Origin of the sequence: Pelomonas sp. V22 (assembly GCF_030014915.1) — a bacterium.
Lineage (GTDB): Bacteria > Pseudomonadota > Gammaproteobacteria > Burkholderiales > Burkholderiaceae_C > JAUASW01.
Window position 1 is genome coordinate 75,605 of sequence record NZ_JAGIXS010000001.1, and the last position, 17,341, is coordinate 92,945.

15 protein-coding genes and 1 riboswitch are annotated in these 17,341 nt (G+C 66.8%); of the genes, 10 read left to right on the plus strand and 5 right to left on the minus strand.

All coding sequences use genetic code 11. From position 1 onward, the window contains the following. Nucleotides 1-10 precede the first annotated feature (10 nt). The 4 genes from J7U46_RS00365 to J7U46_RS00380 all read right to left on the minus strand — a co-directional run bounded on the left by J7U46_RS00365 (nucleotide 11) and on the right by J7U46_RS00380 (nucleotide 6,626). Nucleotides 11-2,089, minus strand: coding sequence for a TonB-dependent receptor (locus tag J7U46_RS00365; protein ID WP_282822830.1), 2,079 nt, complete (start codon nucleotides 2,087-2,089; stop codon nucleotides 11-13). Nucleotides 2,090-2,193: 104 nt separating this feature from the next. Then, entirely contained in the window at nucleotides 2,194-2,535 is a 342-nt protein-coding gene (locus J7U46_RS00370; protein WP_282822831.1) for a hypothetical protein, read from the minus strand. A gap of 31 nt (nucleotides 2,536-2,566) precedes the next feature. Then, nucleotides 2,567-3,109, minus strand: a complete 543-nt coding sequence (gene msrA / locus J7U46_RS00375; protein WP_282822832.1) for a peptide-methionine (S)-S-oxide reductase MsrA — start codon at nucleotides 3,107-3,109, stop codon at nucleotides 2,567-2,569. 55 nt (nucleotides 3,110-3,164) lie between these two features. Continuing rightward, nucleotides 3,165-6,626 (minus strand): DUF748 domain-containing protein, encoded by a 3,462-nt coding sequence (locus tag J7U46_RS00380; RefSeq protein ID WP_282822833.1) that lies wholly within the window; start codon nucleotides 6,624-6,626, stop codon nucleotides 3,165-3,167. Nucleotides 6,627-6,693: 67 nt separating this feature from the next. Here J7U46_RS00380 and J7U46_RS00385 point away from each other — a divergent pair, with 67 nt between their 5' ends. Continuing rightward, nucleotides 6,694-7,488, plus strand: a complete 795-nt coding sequence (locus tag J7U46_RS00385; RefSeq protein WP_282822834.1) for a YdcF family protein — start codon at nucleotides 6,694-6,696, stop codon at nucleotides 7,486-7,488. A gap of 206 nt (nucleotides 7,489-7,694) precedes the next feature. Here J7U46_RS00385 and ubiD read toward each other — a convergent pair whose 3' ends face one another. Next, nucleotides 7,695-9,257 carry a 4-hydroxy-3-polyprenylbenzoate decarboxylase gene (gene ubiD / locus J7U46_RS00390; protein ID WP_282822835.1) on the minus strand — a complete coding sequence of 521 codons (1,563 nt, stop codon included), beginning with the start codon at nucleotides 9,255-9,257 and terminating at the stop codon, nucleotides 7,695-7,697. A 281-nt stretch (nucleotides 9,258-9,538) separates the two neighbouring features. Here ubiD and J7U46_RS00395 point away from each other — a divergent pair, with 281 nt between their 5' ends. The 9 genes from J7U46_RS00395 (at nucleotide 9,539) to J7U46_RS00435 (ending at nucleotide 17,306) form a co-directional block, all read left to right on the plus strand. After that, the gene (locus J7U46_RS00395; protein ID WP_282822836.1) at nucleotides 9,539-10,354 is read left to right on the plus strand and encodes a lytic transglycosylase domain-containing protein; all 816 of its coding nucleotides are present in this window, start codon (nucleotides 9,539-9,541) and stop codon (nucleotides 10,352-10,354) included. Between the two features lie 39 nt (nucleotides 10,355-10,393). Continuing rightward, nucleotides 10,394-10,516, plus strand: a riboswitch (ZMP/ZTP riboswitch). A 64-nt stretch (nucleotides 10,517-10,580) separates the two neighbouring features. Next, the gene (gene glyA, locus J7U46_RS00400; RefSeq protein WP_282822837.1) at nucleotides 10,581-11,831 is read left to right on the plus strand and encodes a serine hydroxymethyltransferase; all 1,251 of its coding nucleotides are present in this window, start codon (nucleotides 10,581-10,583) and stop codon (nucleotides 11,829-11,831) included. A 12-nt stretch (nucleotides 11,832-11,843) separates the two neighbouring features. Beyond that, nucleotides 11,844-12,287, plus strand: a complete 444-nt coding sequence (nrdR, locus tag J7U46_RS00405) for a transcriptional regulator NrdR (RefSeq protein WP_282822838.1) — start codon at nucleotides 11,844-11,846, stop codon at nucleotides 12,285-12,287. Nucleotides 12,288-12,411: 124 nt separating this feature from the next. After that, nucleotides 12,412-12,960 (plus strand): GspH/FimT family pseudopilin, encoded by a 549-nt coding sequence (locus J7U46_RS00410; protein WP_282822839.1) that lies wholly within the window; start codon nucleotides 12,412-12,414, stop codon nucleotides 12,958-12,960. 111 nt (nucleotides 12,961-13,071) lie between these two features. Then, on the plus strand, nucleotides 13,072-13,548 hold the full coding sequence (locus J7U46_RS00415; RefSeq protein WP_282822840.1) for a type IV pilin protein: 477 nt from the start codon (nucleotides 13,072-13,074) through the stop codon (nucleotides 13,546-13,548). Continuing rightward, nucleotides 13,545-14,090, plus strand: coding sequence for a GspH/FimT family pseudopilin (locus tag J7U46_RS00420; protein WP_282822841.1), 546 nt, complete (start codon nucleotides 13,545-13,547; stop codon nucleotides 14,088-14,090). The genes J7U46_RS00415 and J7U46_RS00420 overlap by 4 nt, the downstream gene beginning before the upstream one ends. Beyond that, complete coding sequence (locus tag J7U46_RS00425) at nucleotides 14,084-14,800, plus strand: prepilin-type N-terminal cleavage/methylation domain-containing protein (RefSeq protein ID WP_282822842.1); 717 nt, start codon at nucleotides 14,084-14,086, stop codon at nucleotides 14,798-14,800. Before J7U46_RS00420 ends, J7U46_RS00425 begins: the two co-directional genes overlap by 7 nt. Next, entirely contained in the window at nucleotides 14,797-16,113 is a 1,317-nt protein-coding gene (locus J7U46_RS00430; RefSeq protein ID WP_282822843.1) for a PilX N-terminal domain-containing pilus assembly protein, read from the plus strand. The genes J7U46_RS00425 and J7U46_RS00430 overlap by 4 nt, the downstream gene beginning before the upstream one ends. Next, nucleotides 16,110-17,306 carry a prepilin-type N-terminal cleavage/methylation domain-containing protein gene (locus J7U46_RS00435; RefSeq protein WP_282822844.1) on the plus strand — a complete coding sequence of 399 codons (1,197 nt, stop codon included), beginning with the start codon at nucleotides 16,110-16,112 and terminating at the stop codon, nucleotides 17,304-17,306. Before J7U46_RS00430 ends, J7U46_RS00435 begins: the two co-directional genes overlap by 4 nt. Nucleotides 17,307-17,341: the final 35 nt, after the last annotated feature.

Here is a 17,341-nt window from a genome sequence, read left to right on the forward strand (position 1 = left end):
TTCGCCTGCCTCAGAAGCGGATCTGCACACCGGTCTGCGCCGCACGGCCCGGCAGCGGCGCATAGCCCCGGATGGTGAGCGGGCTGCTGGCGTTGTAGGCGAGCTGGTTGCCGAGGTTGTCGAGGCGCAGGTACCAGAGCGCATCGCTCTCGCCGATGCGGAACTGCCGCGCCAGCGCCACGCGCACCATGCCATAGCCGGGCGTTGCTTCATCGAGCGCCGGCACTCGGTCCTGGCGCGCCACGCCACGCCATTCGACGCGGCTGGACCAGGGGCCCTGGCGCCATTCGGCCGAGAGCACGGCCTTCATCGGCGCCAGGCGCGGCAAGGCTTCGCCGGTGGCCAGCTCGGTGCCACGCACGGCGTCGAGCGCCGCCGTCAGGCGCAGATTGCCGGCGGCCAGCTTCCATTCCTGGTGGGCCTCGACCTCGAAGCCCTGCAGCTGGGCTCGCACGCCCCGGTAGGCATAGACCGGCTGGTCGTCTTCGTGCTCGCCGGTGGCTTGCAGGGCGATGTAGTTGGAGAAGCGCGTGCGGTAGATGCCGACGCGCACGCCGGCACCGCCCTGCTCCCAACCGAGGCTCAACTCGGAGCCGCGCGCCTTTTCGAGGCCGAGCTGGGTATCGCCGCGCTCGAAGGCGCCGGTGGCCACGTGCACGCCATTGGCATAGAGCTCGGCGAAGGTCGGTGCCCGCTCGCTCTGGTTCAGGTTGAGCGACAGCTCCCACTGCGAGGCCAGATGCCAGTTGGCGCTGAGCGAGAGGCTGCCGGGCTTGAAGCGGCGCTGGTCCGGCCCGCCGAAGCGCGGCGTCGTGCTGTCGGTGCTGTCGCCGTCGGAGTTGACGCGGACCTGCTCGCGGCGGCCGCCGGCACTGAGGTGCCAGTCGCCCAGCTGCACTTGCTCCAGCACGAAGACGGCGGCACTGCGGGTCCGCGTGGTTGGCACCAGCGCTTCCTCACCGAGGGCCGAGAAGTCGCCGCGCTCGATCTGCGTGCCGACGATGCCACGCAGCAAGCCGATGGGCGCATGTTCGGCCTCGACACGCAGGTCCTTGCCCCGGCTGTTGAAGACCGTACCCACCGCACCATCACCTTCCAGTTCGCGGTGCTCGTAGCGGCTGCTGGAGGCCTGCCATTGCAGGCGGCGCAGCGGGCCGTCGTTCCAGCGGAACTCGCCGGCATTGGCCAGGCGCTCGCGCTGCATCTTGATCTTGACGTCGGGCTCGACGGTGACGCCGTAGTCGGTGCGATAGCTGTCCAGCGACAGGCCCACATAGCCGTTGCTGAACTGGCGCGAGCCACCCACGGCGCCGCCCTGGCTCTCGCTGGCGGAGTTGCGCACGCGGCTGCCGGTCTGGCCCTCGGGGTCGGTGAAGCGCGGCACGCGCAAGTCGTCGGTGCGGCGGCCGGCGATGTCGGCATGCCAGGCCCAGTCGCCCGAACCACCATCGAGCACGGCAGCAGCGCTGCGCTCGCCATTGGCGCCACCGAGGCGGAACTCGGTAACCCCGCTGAGCTCGTTTTGGCGCTGGCGCGGGATGCGGTTGTCCAGCGTGTTGACCACGCCGCCCAAGGCATTGCCACCATAGAGCAGCGCGGAAGCGCCGCGCAGCACCTCGACCCGCTCGATCACCAGCGGGTCCATGGGCACGGCATGGTCGAAGCTGAGGCTGGACGCGTCGACCGATGCGCCGGAGTTGCTCAGCAGGCGGACGCGGTCGCCATCGAGGCCGCGGATGGTCGGCCGGTTGGCATTCGGCCCGAAGTAGGTGGAGCTGACGCCGGACAGGCCGCTCAGCGTGTCGCCGAGCGAGGTGCCGCGCTGCAGCGTCAGCTCGTCGCCGGCGAGGCTGCGGAGCTGGCCCGGGGCTTCGCTGCTGCGCAGCGGATTGCCGGTCACGACGACGGTGCTCAGCTTCTCGGCCGATGTGGCGGCCGCTGTTGTGGCGGTCGTTGCAGCGGTCGTTGCGGCAGCGCCGCTGGCGGCCGGAGCCTCAGCGGGCGCGTTGTCGGCCCGGGCGAAATGAGGGAGGCAGGCCAGGGCCAGCGCGCTCAGCGGAAACAGCTTGGGGTTCTTGGACTTGAACATGGATGGAAGACTCAGCGGGCGCCCAGGCTCGCAAGAGCCGGACGCGAATGCACCTCAGCCCCGCAGCGACCCGACTTGGGGCGACACAGGGCACCTGATGGGGTTCAGGTCAAGGAGGGCGGGCCGCGAGCCCGGGTGACCGCCGGTGCGGTCTGAATCAAGCCGGCAGGCAGGGCCTGCGGTACCGCTTGCGCGGTGCTGAGCGCCTGCCAGGTCGGCGGCGCACAGTCGAAGCCCAGCTGCTGGTTGAGCTGGTCGAACAGCTGGCAGTCCTTGCTGCCGGCATCGTGGCCCAGGGCCTGCTTCTTCAGTTCCAGCTTCTGGCCGTGGACCAGGCCGTGCCATTGGCCCAGAGCCTGGGTGGCCAGCACCGTCGCGGCCAGCCACAACACGAGCCAGCCGAAGCGGCGGGTGCGTTGGCGCAGACGGTGAAGTGAGACTTGCATGGCGGGCGCTATTGTGCCGGCTCCGGCCGACTCAGGCAGTGTCCTTACGCATGAGGCGGGCGAAGGTCTTGCGGAATTTCTCGACCTTGCCGGCCACCACGAAGGCGCAATAGCCCTGGTCCGGATGCCGGGCGTAGTAGTGCTGGTGATAGGGCTCGGCGGGCCAGTAGTCGCGCAGGGGCGCGAGCTCGGTCACGACGCGTCCGCCATGCGCACGGTTGGCCTCGTCCAGCACCTCGCGGCACACCGCTTCCTGCTCCGGCGCCTCGAAATAGATGCCCGAGCGGTACTGCGTCCCCACGTCGGCGCCCTGGCGGTTCAAGGTGGTCGGGTCGTGGATCACGAAGAACACCTCGAGCAGCTCGCGCAGGCTGACCACCGAGGGATCGAAGTCGATGCGCAGCACTTCCGCATGGCCGGTGTTGCCGGAGCAGACCTGCTCGTAATTGGGGTTCTGCAACTGGCCCATGGCGTAGCCGGACTCGCAATGCTGCACGCCGCGCACCAGCTCGTAGACGGCCTCGGTGCACCAGAAGCAGCCGCCGGCCAGGGTGATGCGTTCCAGGGTGTTCATCGCCAGGTGCTCCGAAAGGCTTGCAGGGGCCGGCAGCATAGCGGAGCCACCATACCTATGGCGCCTCCAGGGCCAGCTCCACCTGGGGATCGCCGCCCTTGGGTGCGGCCAGGAACAGGCGTTCGTTGGGCACGCCGCGCGCGATCAGCGCATCGCGCACCAGCACGGCCCGCGCCAGTGCGAGCCGGCGGGCTGTCTCGGCATCGACGACGTATGAGTCCAGCAGCAGCTTTTCCATCTCGGCCGCCGGCAGGTCCTTGAGCAGGCCCACCAGGTTGCGCGGTCGGGTCTTCAGGTCCGTGCGCTGGTAGAGCGTGCGCAGCACCTGATCGCGGCTCGGCTGGGCCTTGGCATCGCGCCGCTGCTCGCGCTGGCGCTCGGCGTTCAAGGCCTGCTCCAGGCGCAGCGTCAACAAGGCATTGCGCTCGGCCTCCAGCGATGCGGAACCCGTGATGTTCAGGCGCAGCTGCGGCCGGTCGATCAGGGCTTTGGCCAGCTTGTCGAGCTTGGCCATGCCCTCGCTGCCCAGCTCGCTGTTGCCGGGCAGCATGGCCAGGCTGCTGGCATCTTCATGGCCGCCACCGGCCAGCAGACTGAAGGGCGACGTGAGCGCCTTGCCAACGAGGTTGAGGAAGAGCCGCCAGACCAGCCCCCCGACGCTGAACTCCGGGTCGTCGATGGAGCCGGAGATGGGCAGGTTGATGTCGATCACGCCGTCGCGGTCCTTCAAGAGCGCCAGGGCGAACTTGACCGGCAGCGAGGTGGCGTCCGGGCTGTCGACCTTGTCGCCGAACTGCAGCTGGTTGAGGATGACCTGGTTGTTGGCCTGCAGCTTCCCGCCGGGCGCGATCTGGTATTCGAGCTTGGTCGAGAGCTTGCCGCGTTCGATGGCGTAGCCGGCGTACTTGCCGGCATAGGGCGAGAGCGGCGCCAGCTCGATCTCGCTGGCCTGCGCCTTGATGTCCAGCGCCAGCGGACTCGGCTTGAAGCGCCCGCCGATCTCCAGCTTGCCCGTGCCCGCGACCTTGCCATGCAGCTCGACGGCGGCCATCTCGGCCTTGTCGCTCGCCAACGCGCCGACGCTGCCGCTGAGCTCGCTCAGGCGGGCGTTGTAGTTGGGGCGGATGAAGCGGTCGCTGAAGTCGATGCGGCCATTGCTGAGCCGGACGGGACCGAGCTGGTACTGCAGCGGCTTGGCCGCGGCCTGAGCGGGCGGCGTGGCGCCGGCATTGGCATTGGCCGGCTGGTTCAGGCCGCGCAGGTTGAACTGGCCATCGGGCGCGATATCGAGCCGGGCGAAGAATTCATCGAGCCGGGTTTCCGCCACGGCCACCCGGGTCGCTTCATCGGGCGCCACGGCGAACTTGAGGCCGCTGAGATTCAGGCCGCGCCAGCTGAGCAATTCCTCGCGGTTTTCACCGCGCGCCATGCGCAGCAACAGGTCGGCCAGTTGCAGGTCGCCGGCCAGCTTCAAGCGCGGGCCGGCCAGCTCCACATCGCCCTGCCAGCTGGCATCGGCGCGCTGCAGGCGCAGGCCCAGCTGCTGCTCGAGGTAGGGGCTGATGCCGCCGAGCGGCAGATGCTCGACCACCAGGCGGCCTGCGAGCTGCGGCTCGGGCAGGCTCAGCCGGCCCGTCCAGCGCAGCTTGCCGTTCTCGTCCACCTTGGCGCGGCCGTCTCGCACGGCGCCGAGCTTGAGGCTCAGCTGCATGGCGCTGCTGGCGGGCTTGCCCCAGGCCAGGTCCTGCAGCTTGGCGGCGATCTCGCTGGCCACCAGGTGGACCGGGCGCTGCGTGCTGGCGTCTTGCAGTTCGACCTGACCTTGTTCCAAGGTGAATCCCGCCAGTTGCAGCTGCCAAGGCGTGGGTGGATCACCCGGCTTTGCTTCGGCAGACGGCGGCATCCACCGCTCGAAGTTCCAGCCGCCCTCCCCGCCACGCTTGATCGCAAGACGCGGCTGCTGCAGCCGCAACTGGCCCAGCTGGACCTGGTGCTTGGCGGGCTGGATCTCGGCCTGGTCGAGGCTCAGGCGCGCCAGGCTCAGATCGGGCCCGGCCTGCAGTTTGTCGAGCAACAACTCGCCGAGTTTCACGACCGGTGCGCTGGCGGCCTCCATCGGCTTGTCCCACTGCAGGGCCGCATGGCTGGAGAGGCGGCCGCGCAAGGCCAGCGGGCTCACGGGCTTCAGGTAGGCGGCCAGGCTTTCCAGCGCAAAGTCCTGCAGGTCGGCATCGGCCTTCAGCGCCTCGGCGGACAACTGGCCCTTCAGCGCCAGCCGGGCGTCCTTCAAGCGGCTGGCGAGTTCGAAACTGGCGGCCTGCTTGCCGAGCGGCCACTGCAGGCCTTGCGCCTTGAGCTCGATGTCTTGGAGCAGCAACTGGGCGGCGGGCGCCGCATCGGTCCAGGCCAGGCTGGCCTTGCGCAGCGCCAGCTGATCGAGGGCCAACTGCCAGGGCTGTGCCGGCGCAATGGCCTGCGCGGGGGCGGCCTTCGCCGGCTCTGCATGGACCGGCAATTGCAGGCGGCCTTGCGCATCGCGGCGCAGTTGCAGGCCAAGGCCATCGAGCTCAATGCCGGCCAGGCGCAGGCGGCGCTGCAAGGGCAGCAGCTCGGCAATCTTCACTTGCAGCTGCTGCCAGGTCAGCCAGTCCTTGCCGGATTGGCTGAGCGCCCAATCCTTGGCCGCAAGCGTGCCGCTGAGTGTCAGCTGCGGTGCCTGCTTCTCGGGGCGGGAGAAGCTGAGCTTCAGGTCCAACGCCAGCTTGCCGCGCTGCAATTGCAGCGGCAGCTCCCTGGGAAGGTAGACGGCGTAGGGCTGCAAATCCGTCTCGGCCAGGTGGAAGTCCAGGCTGCCGTCATGGCGCGGGTCGAAGGGTCTCAGCGAGGCTTGGCTTCCGAAATTCACGCCGTTCAGCTTGCCCTGCAGACGCGGCAGCACCTGCACCTGCTCGTCGGTGTCCAGGCTGGAGATGAAGGGCAGCTCCAGGTCCAGTTGCTCGAGCTTGTGCTGGCGGCCGGCCGTCTTGTCGTCGAGCAGGACCTGGCCCCTGAGCAAGCGGATGTTGTACAGCGCGAAGTCCGGCTCTTTGCCCGCAGCCGGGTTCGGCTCGTTCGGCTTGGCGGCGAAGCGCTGGATCAGGTCGTCGACGCTCGTGTGGTCTTCATCGAGCCTCGACAGCCGCACCAAGGGCTGTTCCACCGTGAGCGAGCCGAGGATGGGGCTCAGGTGGATGAGCGAGCGCCAGGAGAGGCGCGCATCGATGCGCTGGACCTGCAGCAGGTCCTCGCTGCCCGCCGGCGCCGGCCCGATGCGCAGTTGCTCCAGCACCAGACCGAGGCGCCACGGCTGGAAATGCGCGGCCGCCACTGAGACCGGCCGGCCCAGCGCCTCGCTGGCCAGGCCCATGCCGCGCCCTTCGATCCAGCGCGGCAACAACAGCCAGGCCATCAGCAAGGGCAGGACGATCAGCAGTACGGGCAGCAGGAGCAGCCAGCGGCGGCGAATGGGCAGGCGCATGGGGAGATGGCGCATCGGCATCGGGAGTCAATCCGGCTGACATTGTGCGGCCCCTACGATATCGCCCATGCCATCTTCCAATGAAGCGCTCTACCTCTTGAAACCCCTGCTGCTCGCCCTGCTGCTGCCGCCGACGCCGGGCCTGATCCTCATGGCCCTCGGCGGCCTCTGGCTGCGGCGACGCCGGCTCGGCCTGTGGCTGATCGTGGCCGGCCTGCTTTACGGCTGGTTCAGTTGCACCGAATGGCTGGCCTGTACGCTGCAGCGCTGGCTCTTGAACCCGCCCCCACCCCTGAACTCGGCGCAGCTGGTGGCCTTGGCGAACCAGCCCGATACGGCGGTGCTGGTGCTGGGGGGCGGCAGCGTCGCCCAGGCGGCGGAAATCGAATTCGCGCCCGACCTGAGCCCGCTGTCGCTGGAGCGACTGCGCTACGGCATCTGGCTGGCGCGGCGGCTGCACGCGCCGCTGGGCTTTTCCGGCGGCATCTCACCGCTTGGCGGCACAGGCCGCAAGCCCGAGGCCGAGTTGGCCCAGCGCATTGCCAGCGAGGAATACGGCCTACCGCTGCGCTGGACCGAGAGTGGCTCGCGCGACACGCGGGAGAACGCCAGCCAGAGTCTGCCGCTGTTGCAGGCGGCCGGGGTGAAGCGCGTGCTGCTGGTCACGCATGTGATGCACCTGCCGCGAGCGCTGCGCGCCTTCGAGGCGCAAGCGCCGGCTGGCTTGACGCTGATTCCGGCTGGCGTCGACTACCGGCCCGAGGCGCCCTGGAGCTGGGGCGACTTCTTGCCCGGCAGCCCGGGCTTCCGCAAGAACCGCTACGTGTGGACCGAGGTGCTGGGCCTGATCTCCGGCCATTGAGCGGCGCCAAATGCTCGGCCCAGAAATGACAAACCCCACCCCGGGAGGGGTGGGGCGGACGGACACGCCGTCATTGGGGCTCCGGAGCGATTTGCTCCAGGGCTCCTGGCGCGCAAAGATTGCGCCAGAGGTTGAACCTGCGAACAGGCCCAACAACAGTAGGTGAGCGCACTAGCCAATACAAGGCAGCGGCCGGGCTGCAAACCCTAGTTGCCAGAACGCCCGAAAAGTTGTTCGAACAAGGCGTCGGCGCGCTGCTGCGCTTGCGGCTCCATCGTGATGGTGCGGCCCCATTCGCGCGGTGTCTCACCGGGCCATTTGTTCGTGGCGTCCAAGCCCATCTTGCCGCCGAGGCCGCTGACCGGCGAGGCGAAGTCCAGGTAGTCGATCGGCGTGTTCTCCACCAGGGTGGTGTCGCGCACCGGGTCCATGCGCGTGGTGATGGCCCAGACCACTTCCTTCCAGTCGCGGATGTTGATGTCCTCGTCCACCACCACGATGAACTTGGTGTACATGAACTGGCGCAGAAAGCTCCACAGGCCGAACATCAACCGCTTGGCATGGCCGGGGTAGGACTTCTTGATCGAGATCACCGCCATGCGGTAGCTGCAGCCCTCAGGCGGCAGGTAGAAGTCGACGATCTCCGTGAACTGCTTCTGCAGGATGGGCACGAAGACCTCGTTCAAGGCCACGCCGAGGATGGCGGGCTCGTCAGGCGGCTTGCCGGTGTAGGTCGAGTGGTAGATCGGGTCCTGCCGCTGCGTCAGGCGGCTGACCTCGAACACCGGGAACCAGTCCTGCTCGTTGTAGTAGCCGGTGTGGTCGCCATAGGGGCCTTCCAGGGCGTGCAGATAGCCGCCCACTTCCTTCAGCGGCACGCCGTCCTCGCTGTGGCCGGTGAAGCCGGGCGCCGCCGTGGGGATATGCCCTTCCAGCACGATCTCGGCACTGGCCGGCACCTGCAGCATGCGGCCGGCCTCGCCCACGCCTGTTTCGACGAGTTCGGTCCGGGAGCCGCGCAGCAGGCCAGCGAACTGGTACTCGGACAGGCTGTCCGGCACCGGCGTCACCGCGCCGAGGATGGTGGCCGGGTCGGCACCCAGGGCCACGGCAATGGGGAACGGCTGGCCAGGTTTGGCCAGGGCAAAGGCCCGGAAGTCCAGTGCCCCGCCCCGATGGGCCAGCCAGCGCATGATCACCTGGTTCTTGGCGATGAGCTGCTGGCGGTAAATGCCCAGGTTCTGGCGCAAGCGCGGTTGCGCCACTGACTGCGGACCGCGTGTGACCACCAGGCCCCAGGTGATCAGCGGCGCCACGTCGCCGGGCCAGCAGGTCTGGATGGGAAGGCGTTTCAGGTCTACATCGGGGCCTTCAAAGCATTCCTGCTGGCAGGCGGCCTTGCGCACCAGACTGGGCTTCATGTCCCACAGCGACTTGGCCATCTGCAGCAGCCGCCCGGCGTCCTTCAGGCCCTTGGGCGGCTCGGGTTCCTTGAGCCTGGCCAGCACCTGGCCGACCTCGCGCAGTTCAGCGAGGCTCTCGGCCCCCATGCCCAAGGCGACCCGCCGGGGCGTGCCGAACAAATTGGTAAGCGCGGGTGTCTGGAAGCCGGTGGGACGCTCGAACAACAGGGCCGGCCCTTCGGCGCGCAGCACGCGGTCGCTCAAGGCCGTCATCTCCAGCACCGGCGACACCGGCTCGGCGATGCGGCGCAACTCGCCCATGCCCTCCAATGCCGCCATGAAATCGCGCAGATCCCTGTATTTCATAACTATCAGTAATTTAGAAAAGGCCTTGTAGCCTTGACCGGTTATTTTTGGACCGTAAAATCCGCACGCCTTGCCAAGAGCAGGGTTAACCCGCGCTTCAGCCTTTCGGGAGGGATGGAGCGCGCCGCTGCCGATGGACGCCGTCCTGACCTGCGATCAGCCTTCAAGGGCTGTTGTGCCGGGTCTGAGAACAAAGGGCGGCCCATTATCACTGTCACCCGACGCTGCCACCGGCTCCGCAAGGCCGGCGGTGGATGAGGTGCAGAGAAGAAAGGAGTCACATGACAGCGCGTCGTGATCTGCAATCCCTGAGCGACAAGGCCAATGCCGCCTTGTCCCTGTTTTTCAAGGACATCGGCCAGGGTCTCCTGGTCGTCAGCCACAACACACTCGCCCTGGTGGGCCTCGCCGTGGTGACTGTCCTCCTGATGGTGCTCTCGCAAGCCGAGCTGCGCCACAAGTTCGAAACCGTGGCCCTGGGCTGGCTCAATGCCCGCAGCGAAGCCCGCGCCGAGGCCGAAGGCCGCCTGCTCGCCACGATGAGCGAGCCGGATGCGGTGAACCGCGCCACCGCCGCCTATCCGCGCGACCTGCCCCGCCAGCAAGCGGCCGTCGCGCTGTGGCTGGCGCGCAAGTACAAGGTCGCGCCCGAGCCGGTCAGCCGCCTGGTGCAGGAAGCCTGGTCGGTCGGCCAGCGCGCCCATGTGGAGCCGACGCTGATCCTGGCCGTCATGGCCGTGGAATCTGGCTTCAACCCCTTCGCGCAGAGCAGTGTTGGCGCCCAAGGCCTGATGCAGGTGCTGACCCGCGTGCACGACGACAAGTACGAGGCCTTCGGCGGCAATCTGGCCGCTTTTGATCCGATCACCAACATGCGCGTGGGCGTGCAGGTGCTGCGTGACTGCATCCAGCGCGCCGGCAGCGTCGAAGAAGGCCTGCGCCACTATGTGGGCGCCGCCAATCTGCCCGATGACGCTGGCTACGCCACCCGCGTGCTAGCCGAGCATGAGCAGATGAAGGCCATTGCGAATGGCAAGCCGGCACCGAAGCCGGTGGCCCCAAAGTCTGCCGAAGAGCAAGTTGCGCTTTTGCGCTGACTGAGCTCGGCGTCTGCCGGGATGGCAGGCGCTACACTGCGGGCTTCGCGCGACTGGCGATCAGGGCCGACCCTTCGGCCCGAGGTGGATACACCGTGGAGCGCGAGCGGCCGGGGCTAGGCTTTGCCCGTCCGTCAACAGCCGTTCGCCTGGGCAGCCCCGCAACTCTGCGCATCGCGTGGAGGTGCGCGTGGCGCCACCTCTTGAACACACCCACGAGCCACACATGTTTGATCGCAGCCAATCCACTCTCGCCCATGTCGACCCCGATCTGTGGGCAGCCGTCCAGCAGGAAAACCAGCGCCAGGAAGACCACATCGAGCTGATCGCCTCGGAGAACTACACCTCGCCGGCCGTGATGCAGGCGCAGGGCAGCCAGCTGACCAACAAGTACGCCGAAGGCTATCCAGGCAAGCGCTACTACGGTGGCTGCGAGTATGTGGACGTGGTGGAACAGTTGGCGATCGACCGCCTGAAGCAGCTCTACGGCGCCAGCTTCGCCAACGTGCAGCCGAACTCCGGCTCGCAGGCCAACCAGGGAGTGTTCTTCGCCCTGCTGCAGCCCGGCGACACCATCATGGGCATGAGCCTGGCCGAAGGCGGCCACCTGACCCACGGCATGGCGCTGAACATGAGCGGCAAGTGGTTCAAGGTCATCAGCTATGGCCTGAACGAGAAGGAAGAGATCGACTACGACGCCATGGAAAAACTGGCGCGTGAGCAAAAGCCCAAGCTGATCATTGCCGGCGCCTCGGCCTACAGTCTGCGCATCGACTTCGAACGCTTCGGCAAGATCGCCAAGGAGATCGGCGCCTACTTCATGGTCGACATGGCCCACTACGCCGGCCTGATCGCTGCCGGCGTCTATCCGAACCCGATGCCCCATGCCGACGTGGTCACCTCCACCACGCACAAGAGCCTGCGTGGCCCGCGCGGCGGCATCATCCTGTCGAACAGCGAAGAGATCGCCAAGAAGATCAATTCGGCCATCTTCCCCGGCATCCAGGGCGGCCCGCTGATGCACGTCATCGCCGGCAAGGCCGTGGCCTTCAAGGAAGCGCTGACGCCCGAGTTCAAGGCCTACCAGGAGCAGGTGGTCAAGAACGCCAAGGTGCTGGCTGAAACGCTGATCGAGCGCGGCCTGCGCATCGTCTCCGGTCGCACCGAGAGCCATGTGATGCTGGTCGACCTGCGTCCCAAGGGCCTGACCGGCAAGGAAGCCGAGGCCATCCTTGGCAAGGCCCACATGACCTGCAATAAGAACGGCATTCCGAACGACCCGCAAAAGCCCATGGTCACTAGCGGCATCCGCCTGGGTACGCCGGCCATGACCACGCGCGGGTTCAAGGAAGAGCAGGTGCGTGCCACGGCTCACCTGATCGCCGACGTGCTGGACAAGCCGAACGACGAGGCCGTGCTCGAGGCGGTCCGCGCCAAGGTGGCCGCGCTGACGCGCGACTTCCCGGTCTACCGCTGATCGACAAGGCCCATGCGCTGTCCTTTCTGCAGCCATACCGAGACCCAGGTCGCCGAGACCCGGGAATCGGACGAAGGCGACGTCATCCGGCGTCGCCGCCGTTGCCTGAGCTGCGACAAGCGCTTCACGACCTACGAGCGGGCCGAAATCGCCCTGCCCGCCGTGGTCAAAAAGGACGGTACGCGGGCCGACTTCGAGCCAGCCAAGCTGCGTGCCTCCATGCAGCTCGCGCTGCGCAAGCGGCCGGTCAGCATTGAGCAGATCGATGCTGCGCTGGCTCGAATCGAAGAAAAGCTGCTGGCCAGCGGTGCTCGCGAAATGCCCTCCACCAAGCTCGGCGAGCTGGTGATGCGCGAACTGAAGCGCATCGACAAGGTTGCGTATGTGCGCTTCGCCTCGGTCTACCGCAGCTTCGAGGACGTGGACGAGTTCCGCCAACTGATCCGCGACATTTAGCCCCAGTCGCGGCACCGGCCCCCACCAAGGTGGGGTGCCCCTCCCCTCCACGGAAGGAAAGCCAGCTTGAGCTGGCTTTCCTACATTGTGTTCACACCCACAGCGAACACCCGAGGAGGCTCTCATGTCCACATCCACAAAGAAGCACCAGCGCGGTCTGGGCCTGGTCGAATGCCTGATCAGCTGCGCCGTCCTTGGCACCCTGCTGAGCCAGGCCCTGCCGGCCATGCGCGAGCTAAAGCAGCGCCAGCAGGTCAATGGCCTGGCCGAAACGGTGATGACCGACCTGATGCAGGCCCGCAGCGAAGCCTTGCGCCTGGGCCAGTCGGTCCAGGTCCGCTTCAGCAGCCACCCCACGGGCAGTTGCTACGTGATGCATGTCGGTGCTAGCGGTGATTGCAGCTGCGACAGCGAAGGCCGTGCGGTTTGCACCGCCGAGGGCGCCCTGGCGCTGAAGGTCCAGTGGATACCGCTGCAACAAGCCGCCAGCGTCAAGGCCAATGTCGGCAACATGACCTTTTCGGGCAGCCGGGGCACCGTCAGCCCGACGGGCAGCATCGACATTGCCGCCACCGACCGCCGCGCCACGATACGTCACGTGGTCAGCCTGGCCGGTCGGGTGCGGAGTTGCTCCCCTGACCGCAGTGTCAGTCGCTTGAACGCCTGCGCCTGAGAAATTGATGCAAAGGCCCACGATCAGGGGGGCGACTGACGAACGGTTCAATCGGAGCGACGAGTGGTCATCGAGGGCTCAAGAGCCTGGGTGAACTGCCAATAATTGCTCATGTCTTTTCAATTCTTGCCACGGAACCGTCAACGCGCTCGGGCTGAAAAGCCCAGCCGGGGCTTCACGCTGATCGAGCTGATGGTGACCGTGGTGGTGGTTGGCATCCTGGCTGCGATCGCGCTGCCTGCCTACCAGCAATACATGTTCCGCAGCCGCCGCGCCGATGCCACGGCCGCGCTTGGCAATCTGCAGCAGGCGCAGGAGCGGTATCGGGCCAACCAGCAGAGTTATGCCGACGCGCTGGCAACCTTGGGGATCACCTCCAGCGTATCGCCCCAAGGGCACTACACGATTGCCATCACTGCTGCGGCAGCCACCGGCTACACGCTCACCGCCACGGCGCGCAGCAGCAGCCCGCAAAGTCGCGACACCGATTGCGCGCGATTCCAGTTGCAGATGAGGACCGGCAACTCGATCTACACCGCGCTCAGGTCCGACCTGAGCACCCCCAACAACAGCTGCTGGCCCCGATGAAAAAGCCTGCATTTCTCCGTCGTGGCGTAACCCTGGTCGAAATGCTGATTGTTGTCGGCATTCTTGGCATCATCGTGGCCGCTGCAGCACCGTCGATCGCCGACCTCATGGCGCGCCGGCGGGTGGAGATGGTGGCGGCCGAACTGGCAACCAACCTGGCCTATGCCCGCTCTGAGGCGGGCATGCGGCCGCAGAACGTCTACATCTACTTTGATGCGGCCGGCAGTTGTTACTCGCTGGTGTTCTGGGGCGGCGCCGGTGATTGCGATTGCACGCTCGGTGCTGGCAATGCCTGCTCAGCGCCGGGCGTCATTGCCACCGAATTCAAGACGGTTCAATTGGCCGGCACCGGCGGCGTCAAGTTGACCGCAACGGACAGCCCCATCACCTTCCAGTCGCGCCGCATGTCGGCCGCGCCCGACGGTGCCTCGGTCACGATCAGCAGCAGCCGGGCCGGTCAACTCAAGTTGAGTGTGAATGCCGCCGGGCGAGTAGCAAGTTGCAGTCCCGATGGCTCGATCACCGGAGTCGCGCGATGCTGAACGTGAAGCAGCTCCGGGCGCCGAGGGCGGGGCAACGCGGCCTGAGCTTGATCGAGGCCATGGTCGGGCTGACTGTGGGCCTGATCATCGTGGCCGGTGCCACCATGCTCGTGACGGCGCAAATCACCGAGCATCGCCGTCTGATGACGGAAACCCAGATGCAGCAGGACCTGCGCGCGGCGGCCGATCTGATACTCAGCGAGCTGCGCCGCGCCGGGGCCTGGGAGGGGGCAAGCAACGGCGTTTGGGCGCCTGGAGGTGCAGCAACGCCGATTGCCAACCCCTACACCAATCTCACGCCGAGCGCGGCAGGTACTGGCAGCACCATCACCTACCAAGTCACCCAAACGCTGCGCGGCTCTGGGCCAGCCGAAGACAACGTGGTCACGCCCAACGAGCAGCGCCGCTTCTTCTGGTCTGGCGATCAACTGTTCTACAGCCCGAGTGCTGCGGCTGGCACACCGTCGCAGCCGCTGACCGATCCCAACTCGATGAAGATCACGGCCTTCAGCGTGAACCAGGCCGTGCAGACCATCCCGCTCGACAATTTCTGCAACGTGCCTTGCGCTGCCGGCAGTTGCCCGCAACAGCTGGTGCGCCAGGTGGTCGTGTCCATCACCGGTGAGTCGGTCAGCACGCCCAAGATCGTGCGCCATGTGGAGCTCGGTACCCGCCTGCTCAACGACCGCATCGTGGGAAGCTGCTCATGAAGCCCGCGGCCTGGAATCTGAGCCAACGCCGGCAGCGTGGCGCGACCACGCTGGTGGTGGTCATGGCGCTGTTCCTGGTCGTGGCCATGCTGGCAGCCTTTGCCAGCCGCAACATGGTCTACGAGCAGCGCATCGCCAGCAACTATTACCGCGCCGGCGTGGCCTATGAGGCAGCCGAGGCGGGGGTCGAATGGGCCCTGGGCATGGTCAATGCCGACAGGATTGACACCACTTGCCAGAACAACGCTGCCGGCGACAGCCTGCGCGAGCGCTACTTGAACATCAATCAAAGCAGCCGAGCCATCACCCCGGTTTCGGCCAGCCCGAATGTGATGCTGGCCTGCCATTTCACCGACGCCAACACCTGGACCTGCCAATGCCCGACGCCGACGGCCGCAGCCCCTGGTGCGCTGGTCATGCCTGTCTTGGGGGCCTCCGGCCTGCAGCCGATGTTTGGCGTCGGATTCAAGGCAGGCACTCGCCCCGGCACGGCGCGGCTGACCGTGATCGGTTGCACCGGCCTCATCACCAGTTGCGCCAACAACCTGACCGCCGCCGGGAATGCGCTTGGCAAGGCTGAGCAGGCGGTGGACATCGCCCTGGTCAGTGCTGTCAAGATGCCGCCGATCAGCCCTCTGGTGGCCAAGGGCCTGATCGATCCGGGCAGCCCAGCTGCCCTGGGCCTGTTCAATTCGGCGCCCAACGGCCCGGGCATGCTGGTTCAGACGGGGCGGTTGCTGTCGCTGGCGGACTTGGCTCATGCGGAGGGCATCCCCGGCACTCCTGCCAGCGACTACATCATCACGGCCGACACCGCGATGCGCGACCAGACGGTCGAATTGTTCTTTGCCAGCTTTTTCGGCATGAACAAAGACTATTACCGCAACCAGCCCAAGATGCGCCAGATCGCTGCCGACGTCTGCGGCAGTGACTGTTCGGACCCCTTGCAGACACAGATCGCCGCTGGCGCGCAGATGTTCTGGCTGAATGCTGCCTCCACCTTCAGCAGCAATGTGACCCTGGGTGGCCCGACCAACCCGGTGGTCATCATCGTCGACGGCGATCTGACGATCAGCCAGCCCATCCAGATCTATGGCCTGCTCTACGTTCGCGGCAATCTGAGCTGGACCAACCCCAGCGGCGCAGGCATTCAGGCCACCGTGACCGGGGCCGTGGTAGCCGAAGGCAATGTCACCGTCGCGGGCCCGGGCCCGGTCAACATGGTCTATGACGGCACCGTGATGCAGATCCTGAACAACCAGCGGGGCAGCTTTGTGCGGGTGCCCGGCAGCACCTGGGACCAGGCACGATGAGCGCCCGCCCGCCCCTCAGTCGGCAACAGTTGCGCGGGGTGACCCTGGTCGAGGCCATGGTGGCGCTGCTGATCATGTCCTTCGGCATGCTGGCCCTGGTCGGTCTGCAAGCCAATCTGCGGCGCAGCGCGGACGTGGCCAAGCAGCGCGGCGAGGCCACCAAGCTCGCGCAGGTCGACATGGAAGGGACTCGATTCTTCGCCGCTCTCGATGCGGAGACCGCCCCCGCGGGGACTACGGCCTTCTCCGACATCGCTGCCTCGGCAGTTGAAAGCGCCGGCCGCGCGGACAGCAACGCCACGTTCTCGTTGAGCCGCACGGTTGTCTCCAGCGTCAGCCTGAACAGGCCGCTGACCTCCGTGGACGTCAACGTGCAATGGGTAGATCGAGCCGGCCAAGCGCAGAACGTGCGGCTGTCCACCTTTGTCGCCGCCATTGATCCAGGCCTCAGCGGCTCGTTGATGGTGCCGCCCGCGAATGGCGTTGCCAGCCGCAGGCCACAGAATCGCAGCGCCGACATCCCTGCGCCCGCTGCCGATGTGGGTGGTGGCAGGAGTGTGTTCAAGCCCGATCCCGCCGGCACCGTGGCCTGGGTCTTCAACAACATCAGTGGCGAGATCACCAATCTCTGTTCCGACTTGTCGGCGGGCACACTGCCTGCCGACGTGGACATCAGTGGCTGCGTTGCAACCAAGGCCTATCTGTTGAGCGGCTATGTGCGTTTTTCCCTGGTCTCACCACCCGATTCCGAACTGCCCAGCAGCTCTGCCTTTGCATTCGGGCTCAGCCTGGCGGTTGACACGCCTGAGGCGGAGTTCCCCTCGCCCGCGTATCAGTGCTACAGCCGCCTGCCATCCGCCACGATGGGGAGCTATTACTGTGCTGTCTTTCCCAGAAGCAGCACTGCCAGCCCCGCCACGCGACCAATCGATACCTGGGGCGGTCGCCTGGAGCTCGACGGCTTTTCGCTGACCAACTACAAGGTCTGCCGTTACTCGGCCGACTACGATGGCAACGGGAGCATTTCCAACGGCGAGCATCCCGCCACCTATGCCAAGGTCGCAGGTGCCCTGACGCGGCAGAACTTCCTCGTCATTCGCGCCATCGACGACTGCCCGGCCGGGCATGCAGCCTCCCCCAGCACGGGCGTGTTCACCAACACCGCGACGGTGCGTCACCAGTCGGCGCCCTGAGGCCTGGTTGCCCGCGCATGGCGGCTAGACTGCCG